The organism is Acinetobacter sp. WA-87, from assembly GCF_039938935.1.
Classification (GTDB): Bacteria; Pseudomonadota; Gammaproteobacteria; order Pseudomonadales; family Moraxellaceae; genus Acinetobacter; species Acinetobacter seifertii.
Window position 1 is genome coordinate 1,484,646 of sequence record NZ_JBDUVF010000001.1, and the last position, 9,043, is coordinate 1,493,688.

The 9,043-nt window shown below is 38.3% G+C and carries 7 protein-coding genes and 1 pseudogene; 3 read left to right on the forward strand and 5 right to left on the reverse strand.

Annotation, left to right across the window (positions count from 1 at the left end; genetic code table 11):
- Positions 1–34 precede the first annotated feature (34 nt).
- Positions 35–3,067 (reverse strand): DNA translocase FtsK, encoded by a 3,033-nt coding sequence (locus tag ABFY81_RS06910; RefSeq protein WP_191000612.1) that lies wholly within the window; start codon positions 3,065–3,067, stop codon positions 35–37.
- A gap of 269 nt (positions 3,068–3,336) precedes the next feature.
- On the opposite strand from ABFY81_RS06910, the gene trxB reads away from it, so the two are divergent.
- From trxB to ABFY81_RS06925, 3 genes are all read left to right on the forward strand, one after another.
- On the forward strand, positions 3,337–4,284 hold the full coding sequence (gene trxB / locus ABFY81_RS06915) for a thioredoxin-disulfide reductase (protein WP_004703323.1): 948 nt from the start codon (positions 3,337–3,339) through the stop codon (positions 4,282–4,284).
- A 119-nt stretch (positions 4,285–4,403) separates the two neighbouring features.
- Positions 4,404–5,135 (forward strand): leucyl/phenylalanyl-tRNA--protein transferase, encoded by a 732-nt coding sequence (aat, locus tag ABFY81_RS06920; RefSeq protein WP_347913396.1) that lies wholly within the window; start codon positions 4,404–4,406, stop codon positions 5,133–5,135.
- 18 nt (positions 5,136–5,153) lie between these two features.
- A complete protein-coding gene (locus ABFY81_RS06925; RefSeq protein ID WP_004703325.1) occupies positions 5,154–5,969 on the forward strand; it encodes an arginyltransferase in 816 nt (271 codons plus the stop codon).
- Positions 5,970–6,007: 38 nt separating this feature from the next.
- Here the strand turns inward: ABFY81_RS06925 and rimI are convergent, their stop codons facing one another.
- From rimI to ABFY81_RS06945, 4 genes and pseudogenes are all read right to left on the reverse strand, one after another.
- Positions 6,008–6,463 carry a ribosomal protein S18-alanine N-acetyltransferase gene (rimI, locus tag ABFY81_RS06930; RefSeq protein ID WP_004703327.1) on the reverse strand — a complete coding sequence of 152 codons (456 nt, stop codon included), beginning with the start codon at positions 6,461–6,463 and terminating at the stop codon, positions 6,008–6,010.
- Positions 6,464–6,571: 108 nt separating this feature from the next.
- Entirely contained in the window at positions 6,572–7,447 is an 876-nt protein-coding gene (locus tag ABFY81_RS06935) for a metal-dependent hydrolase (protein WP_347913397.1), read from the reverse strand.
- Positions 7,448–7,685: 238 nt separating this feature from the next.
- A complete protein-coding gene (locus ABFY81_RS06940; protein WP_191015580.1) occupies positions 7,686–8,567 on the reverse strand; it encodes a metal-dependent hydrolase in 882 nt (293 codons plus the stop codon).
- Positions 8,568–8,769: 202 nt separating this feature from the next.
- Positions 8,770–9,043 (reverse strand): annotated as a pseudogene (locus ABFY81_RS06945) (elongation factor Tu); the annotation flags it as partial.

The window sequence follows — 9,043 nt, forward strand, 5'->3', positions numbered from 1 at the left end:
AGCCTCCGAAGAGGCTTAATTTCAAGTGAAGATATTAAACTAAAATATCTCGCTTACCATTGGCACCCATAGCACTCACAATACCGTTCTCTTCCATTTGGTCGATAATACGGGCAGCACGGTTATAACCTAAGCTAAACTTACGCTGTAATGATGATGTAGATGCCTTTCGAGTTTCTAGAACAAACGATACGCATTGGTCATAAAGTGCATCACGGTCTGAAGCACCATCACCCTCTTCAAAGCCACGAGAAGTAGGCTCTTCATCAAATGGCGTCAAGATCTCATCTACATAGTCAGGTTCACCGCGTTCACGCCATGCATCACAGATACGGTTCACTTCATCATCACTAATAAATGCGCCATGTACACGTTCTGGCTCAATCTTACCTGGCCCTAAGAACAGCATATCACCATGACCTAACAAGTCTTCTGCACCACCTGCATCCAAAATAGTACGTGAGTCGATTTTACTGTTTACACGTAAAGCTACACGCGTTGGAATATTGGCTTTAATCAAACCCGTAATAACATCTACTGATGGACGCTGAGTTGCAAGTAAAAGGTGAATACCAGCAGCACGAGATTTTTGCGCCAAACGCGTAATCATTTCTTCCGCTTTCTTACCTACTTGCATGATCATATCGGCAAACTCATCTGCCACAATTACAATTGATGGTAGCGGCGTTAAACGAGGTGCACGTTCTTGTGTCGCTGAATCGCTCGGTTTCCATGTTGGATCAATCAAATCTTCCCCATTTGCAATCGCTTCTTCAACTTTTCGGTTGTAGTCACTTAACTTACGAATTTTAAGGAATGACATAAGCTTATAACGGCGTTCCATTTCATTTACACACCAGTTTAATGCACTGACTGCATCTTTCATGTCAGTGACTACAGGCGTTAATAAATGCGGAATATCATTATAATTTGCAAGTTCAAGCTGTTTTGGATCGATTAAAATTAAACGTAGCTGGTCTGGCGTATATTTAAGTAACATCGATAAAATCATCGAGTTAACCGCAACAGATTTACCAGAACCTGTTGTACCAGCAACTAACATATGCGGTGCTTTTGCTAAATCTGTTAATACTGGATTACCAGAAATATCTTTCCCCATTGCCATACTAATGAGGGCACTTGGGTCACGATATGTTGGTGTTTCCAATAACTCGATCAAACGTACCATTTCACGGGCACTATTAGGTACTTCAATACCAATATACGGTTTACCCGGAATAACTTCTACAACACGTACAGAAGCCATAGACATTGAACGCGCCAAATCGCGGGAAATATTAGTCACTTTAGATGCTTTAACACCCGGTGCTAAATCTAATTCAAAACGCGTAACAACTGGACCTGGCTGAGCTTCAACCACCTGAGCCTTAACATTAAACTCTTGTAATTTAATCTCTAACAATTCAGACAAACGTGAAAGCTGCTCTTCGGTAAAGTTAACTTTCTTATTTGGGTCAACCTTATCAAGCAGTTCAAAGCCCGGTAAGGTTGGTAAATCTAAACGCTTCTTAGCTACCTGCATTGCACGAGACATTGGTCGACCAGATGCATCAGTTAATGGCGCATCAAAATCGAACTCATCTTCAAAATCATCCTCAGGCTTTCCAGCAGTTTCTTGCCAAGCTTCAATAAACTCTTCTTTTGAAAGCTTCTCTGTACCAATCGCAGTTTGAATTGGTGCTTGTACAAATGCTGAAGATTGAGCATAACTACTTGCTTTGACCGGTTGAGTTGCTGGAGCAATATCTTCATCGATTAACAAGTCATCAAAATCATCAAACACCTGTTCATTTGATAAATTTTTAGGTGGCTGATTTAAATTCGATGGAGCTACAGATGTTTCAACTGATGCATGAGATGCTTGCGGCGTTACAACTGGTTCAACATGATGGTCTTGAATGAACGGTGTATGCACATCAGTGGCAGTTTTACTATTTGGAACTGCGGCAAGTAACTCATCAAAAATCTCATCATCGTTCCAATCTAAACCTTGATGAGTATTCGAGACTTGAGGCTGAGTTTGTTTAGCCTGATAAGCTACCTCTTGGAACTGCTCATGATTTGGATGTTCATTTGAATCATCAGCTGCTCTTAATAAGGCGTCAATTTCTTGCTTATGACTTGCATCATCACGTTGCAAAGCGCGCCAAACTTCACCTGTAGCAACCAGACGTTCACTATCTTTTTTAAGCTGATGAGCTTGTTCAAGTGTATGTTCAAAGTTTTCTGGTTGAGGATTTTGCTTTTCTTCCACAGCTTCAGGCTGACTTTGCTCTTTTGCTAAAACATCGGCAAATAAACGCTCTGCCATTTCATCGTGTCGTGTAGAGCTAACTTTTGTTTGTGTTTTTTCTGATTGAATATTTAACTCTGCCTCATCAGCAACTTCGGCCTTAGGCATCTCTGCAACTTTTACCTTTGCTGTTTTATTTGCTGGCTGTGTAGTTAAATCATAAGCAGATTCATTTGGCGATACGTTCTTATAGAATAAGTCTTGTAAATAACTTGGCATCGCTTTGAGCGTAACCCAAGTTTTGCTCCACTGCACTCCAAATGCCAAAGTGAACAAAACCACCCCAAAAACCAATAAAAAGAGTGTCGCACCATAAATTGTTAATAGTTGAGATAAGCTCTGCCCCAATTCATAACCAATAATCCCACCTGCGGCATTATCCAAAGTATCTGCCGGTACATTCCAGTGTAAATAGAGTAAACTCGACACAACAAGAATTAAAAAGAATTGAGCAGCATAACGAAATGGGCGGTTTAGAAAACTATGCGGCCACCAGACTTGAATGGCTTCAACAAACAAGAAAATTGGAATAAGCAAACTTGCCCAGCCTAAAAAGCCAAACAGCAAATCTGCAATCCATGCACCAGCAATACCACTTGCATTAGATACTTGCTGAGTATCACTTGAAATATGCATCCAGCCCGGATCAAATGGCGTATACGTTACTGTCGCCAGAAACATATAAATACCAAAAGAGACCAAGAATAATGTCATCAATAAGCGCTGTGCATAAACACTTGACACCGCAGTCATATACTGTCCTGTAACCCATTTAATTATTGGTTTAGAGATGTGAAGACCAACATTTCAGATCTTCAACGAATGAACTTTATATTATGCACCTGTTCTTACAAAAAAGGTGCATGATTCTTTACAGTTGTTGTTAACATAAGGCTCTTCTATATTGTTATATAACTTAATTCGATTGACCTGATCAATATTATCCACATCGATTTCACGCTATTGGTCGGCAATTTCACGTATAATTTTCAAAATTCTCGAAATAAATAAGGATACCCTCAATGAGTGCTCGTCATTCTCGGTTAATTATTCTCGGTTCAGGCCCTGCAGGTTATAGTGCAGCTGTGTATGCAGCTCGTGCAAATCTCAAACCAACACTTATTGCTGGTTTACAGCTTGGTGGCCAACTTACAACAACAACCGAAGTTGATAACTGGCCGGGCGATCCTGAAGGTTTGACTGGTCCTGCTTTAATGGAACGTATGCAAGCGCATGCTGAACGCTTCGGTACCGAACTTGTCTATGACCATATTAACGAAGTGGACTTAAATGTACGTCCTTTCGTTCTTAAAGGTGATATGGAAGAGTACACTTGTGATGCATTAATTATTGCGACAGGTGCAACAGCTCAATACCTTGGTTTAGAGTCTGAACAAAAATTTATGGGCCAAGGCGTGAGTGCTTGTGCAACATGTGACGGTTTCTTCTATAAAAACCAAAAAGTAATGGTTGTTGGTGGTGGTAACACTGCTGTTGAAGAAGCACTTTATCTATCAAATATTGCTTCACATGTAACTCTAGTACACCGTCGTGATTCTTTACGCTCTGAGAAGATTTTACAAGATCACTTATTTGCTAAAGAAAAAGAAGGCAAAATCAGCATCGTTTGGAATCATGAAGTTGAAGAAGTCTTGGGTGATAATACTGGCGTAACAAGTGTTCGCCTTAAATCAACCAAAGATGACACTAAGCAAGATGTAGAAGTTCATGGTCTATTCGTAGCAATTGGCCACAAACCAAATACAGGAATGTTTGATGGTCAATTAAACTTACGTGATGGCTACATCCAAGTACAAAGTGGTACTTCAGGTAATGCAACAGCAACTTCTGTAGCAGGCGTTTTCGCTGCGGGTGATGTTGCTGACAGTATCTACCGTCAAGCGATTACATCAGCTGGTTCAGGCTGTATGGCAGCACTAGATGCAGAGAAATATCTAGACAATCTTTAAGTTTAGATATTACAAACAGCCGTTTTATAACGGCTGTTTTTTTATCATTTATAATAATTACTGGCTGCCTCAAATTAATTTTTATAGCATAACCCTTAAGCACACATTATTTTAGTCTTATGAACACACTACCTCTATCTCAATATATTTTCCCAGATCCAGAGGAAGCCGATCCAGATGGTCATGGTCTAATTTGTATTGGTGCTGACCTCTCCCCTTCTACGCTCTATGAAGCATATACCCATGGACTTTTCCCTTGGTTTAATGAAGATGAGCCTATTTGTTGGTGGAGTCCGGAACCACGCTGTGTGATTTATCCTCAAAACTATAAACCAAGTAAATCGCTCATTCGGAATATGAAAAAGTATGATTACACCATTACGGTAAACCGTGCTTTTGAACAGGTCATACGCTCATGTTCACTACCTCGAAGTTATGCTAATGAAACTTGGATTAGCGAAGATATTATTCAGGGCTATTTAGCAATGTTTAATGCAGGTTATGGCTATAGCGTAGAAGTTTGGCAAGACGAACAGCTGGTAGGTGGTTTATATGGGGTAACGATCGGTAAGGGTTGCTTTGGCGAGTCTATGTTTAGTACCCAAACCGATGTTTCTAAAATGGCTTTTTATACTTTAATGTTAATTGGTAAAGAAAATCAGCTTCCTTGGGTTGACTGCCAACTTGTAAATAGTCACTTAATTAGTCTTGGGGCTTGTACACTTTCTCGGCAGGAATATCTTAAATCGTTACAAGATGTAATTATTCACCCCTCTATCAATTGGAAAAAGTATCAAGAACGTGTATTTTCAAGTAAAACAATAGCATTAAATGCAAAATTAATGGAATGATAACAGGAGGGACCAATCATGAAATCATATCACCCGAAGTCCCTTTTAAATGATCTGCAATATTATATTACCCCACCTCACGATTGCAGCTATTTAGAAAATAAGTCAGCACGTATGGTCTTTTTAGACCCGATTCACCGAATTGATGTGGTGACTCTTTCAGAGTTATCGCGATTAGGTTTTCGTCGTAGTGGTGACTTTGTATATCGTCCTGAATGTCATTTATGCAGACAGTGTTTGTCTTGTCGTGTTCCTGTAGCCGATTTCCAAATGAACAGCATGCAAAAAAAAGCGTGGAAACGAAATCAAGATCTTACTATGACTGTTCTACCAACACGGCAAGCTGCACAAATTCATTATGATTTATATGAACGTTATATTAATGAGCGCCATGCCGATGGCGATATGTTTCCGCCGAGTTTAGATCAGTTTGAAAAATTTCTAGTTCATAGCTGCACAGATAGTTTCTTCTTGGAATTATGGAAAGATAACCGTCTGATCAGTGTTTCTACATGTGATCTTATGGATGATGGTTTATCAGCGGTCTATACATTCTTTGACCCAGATGAGCACCGTAGATCTTTAGGTGTTTATTCGATTTTGAATCAAATCGAATATGTAAAATCACTTGGCTTAGAATATCTTTATTTAGGCTATTGGGTACCTCACTCTGCCAAAATGAACTACAAATCGCAATATACACCTTTAGAACTTTTACTAGATGGGCAATGGCGCCGTTTAAATAGATCATTGTCACCAGAAGAGATCCAACAGTTAGGCACGTCTCTTATGACAACCTTACCTTCCGAATGGAACAACTTAATTATTAAATAGTTTTAATCTATTCTTATCAAATGCAAAGAGATAAGTGATTAAAATAATGATGCGAAATCATCAGTACAGGTTTTTACCATAATCACCGCATTTTCACGCCCACCTTCTTGAGTAGGATAATAATTGCGACGCAGATCAATTTGGTGAAAGCCTGTTTTTTCATATAAACCAATAGCTGCTTTATTACTTTCACGCACTTCTAAAAAGATTTGTACTGGCTCATTTTTTAATTGATCAATTGAAGCACTTAATAATTCATATCCTAAACCCTGCCCTTGCATTTTAGGATCAACTGCCATGAGTAATAAATTTGCTTCATCTAAAACGGGTTGTAAAATACAAAATCCAACTACTTTGCTATTTAACTCAATCACTGTGCATTGATAAGAATTCAAAGATTCAATAAATTGCTGTCTTGACCATGGGTGTGTCTGAACAAGCTTTTCAATTTGAGCAACACTATCCACATCGGAGGCTTGCATAGTACGAATCATGAATTTCAACATATTTACAGATTTCTAGTTAAAAGTATTATAGAAACTTATATAGAAAAAACGAGCAAAAAAAAGAGCAATTAAATTGCTCTTTTTCTATGTGATTTATTAGAAACCTAACTTTTCACGCCAAGTTGCCAATAAAGCCGTGGTATCCGAATCATTTGGATGAAATTTTGGTCTTAAAAAGTCCAGCAATTCTGGAATTTGACGTGTCATAAAACCTTTACGACCATACATAAACTTAAGCATGTATTTGGTATCTTTCCAAGTTAACTTTTCATCAGTCTTGAGTAACTTAGCAGTAAAGTATGATTGAGTTGCGAAGATTAAAGCCATGGAAATAATTAAAGCAGTTGAACGCATAAAATAAGCTTTCGGACCTTGCCCATACATACTTGTATAAACATCAAAAGCTACCGCTTTATGTTCATTTTCTTCAACTGCATGCCACATCCACAAATGATACATGGTGTTATCTTGGAACATCGCCTGAATTTCAGGATTTTGTAGAAGTTCAGCGGCAATAGTCGAAGTAAAATGTTCTAGAGCACATGTTCCCGTCAAATCAATCATTTCTTTGGTGTAGCCAAAAGGTTTCATTAATTTGGTTACAACAGCCGTACCCATCTTAATGACTTTTCCAGTTTGCTTTTCCATATGACGAACATCATAACCATAAGCCTGCGCTGAAGCATTAAATGCTAAGTGCTCTTTCGAATGCATTGCTTCCTGACCAATAAAAGCGCTAATTTCCTTTTGAAGAGCTGGGTCAGCAAGTTTTGCATCATTTCGAACAGCACGCGTGCTATTTACAAAGAATTGTTCACCTTCAGGAAAAAGAGCCGATAATGCTGTCATAAAGTGAGTTAATCCTGCATCGTAATTTGCCCAATAGCGTGGAACTTGATCAAATTCAAAGTCCATACGACGTACAGGGAAGCTTGCTCCAGCACGATTAGAAATATTTACTTTAGCATTCATGTTAGACTCCTTTAAGTGAACCAAAAATTCACTTATATCCTTATTTATTTTCTTAATATTTATAATAATACACTTTTAAAAGCGCTATTTAAGTGCAGATGAGGACAGCGAATTATCAGATGAGGTCATTAAAAGCCCCTTTCTGAATCAAAATAAAACTCTATAATTTTAAAAATGAGTAGCACTTTTAAGGCAATAAAAAAGGGCTATTCACAGCCCTTTTCACTTTATTTTTTGGTTAAAGTCCAAGTTTAGCTTTCCATGTTTTTAACAAGCTAACTGTATCTAAATCATTGGGATGAAAACCTGGTTTAAAATAAGCAAGCATTTCTTTCGCCATACCTGCAATAATACCTTTCGATGGGCTATAACCATATTTATAAATTACAGACAGCTCAGCTAAGTTTAATTTATTATCTTGTTTTAAAAGACGAAGTACAAACGATGACTGAATCAAAAAGATTAAAGTCATAGCAAATACTAAAGAGCTCGTGCGTAAAGCATAAGCCTTTACACCTTTACCAAATACACCCTCGTATACATCAAAAGCTACAGCTTTATGCTCATTTTCTTCAACTGCATGCCAATACCACATAGTTGACATGGTCTCATCAGTCATCAGTTCTTGAATGTTCTTATTTACTAATAATTGTGAGGCGATAGTAGCTGTAAAATGCTCAAGTGCAGTAGTAGCAGTCAAATCCACCATTTCTTTTGTCATGCCAAAAGGTTTGACAATTTTTACAAAAGTTTTAATGGCTGTTTGAATCGCTGTATCAGTAAATTTCTCTAACGTTTCTACATCATGACCAAACTTTTGAGCAGAAGCATTAAAATTTACATGCTCTTGAGTGTGCATTGCTTCTTGCCCAATGAAAGCACTAATCTCTTTTTGTAGCAGTTCATCATCTTTAATAGCTGGATGATAACGTACGGCACGTACACTATCGATGAAGAATTTCTCACCAGCAGGAAACAATGCTGATAATGCAGTCATAAAATGTGTGAGTCCAGCAGAACCATTCATCCAATATTCTGGTACATCATTAAAGTCAAAATTCATCCGACGTACTGGAAAGCTCGCTCCTGCACGATTCGTAATATTCACTTTAGCATTCATATCGAAAGCTCCTTACCAGTAACCTAAGTTACATAAACTTTATTGTTCATTTTCTTGATTCTTATCATACAAATTTAATAAAAAGGCTTAAGTGCAAATAAGGACATTGAAGTATCAGTTAAGGCCAGCTTTAAATTGAATTGTCAAACAACAAGCATAAAAAAAGCGCTCCAAAAGGAGCGCTTTTTTCACTGAAAAGTGATTATGCAGTTACTTTCGCAACAACACCAGCACCTACAGTACGACCACCTTCACGGATCGCAAAACGTAGACCTGGGTCCATTGCGATTGGGTGGATTAATTCTACTGACATTTCAACGTTGTCACCTGGCATAACCATTTCAACGCCTTCTTTCAACTGGATTGCACCAGTTACGTCAGTTGTACGGAAGTAGAACTGTGGACGGTAACCATTTAAGAATGGAGTGTGACGACCACCTTCTTCTTTAGAAAGTACGTATACTTCTGCGTCGAAT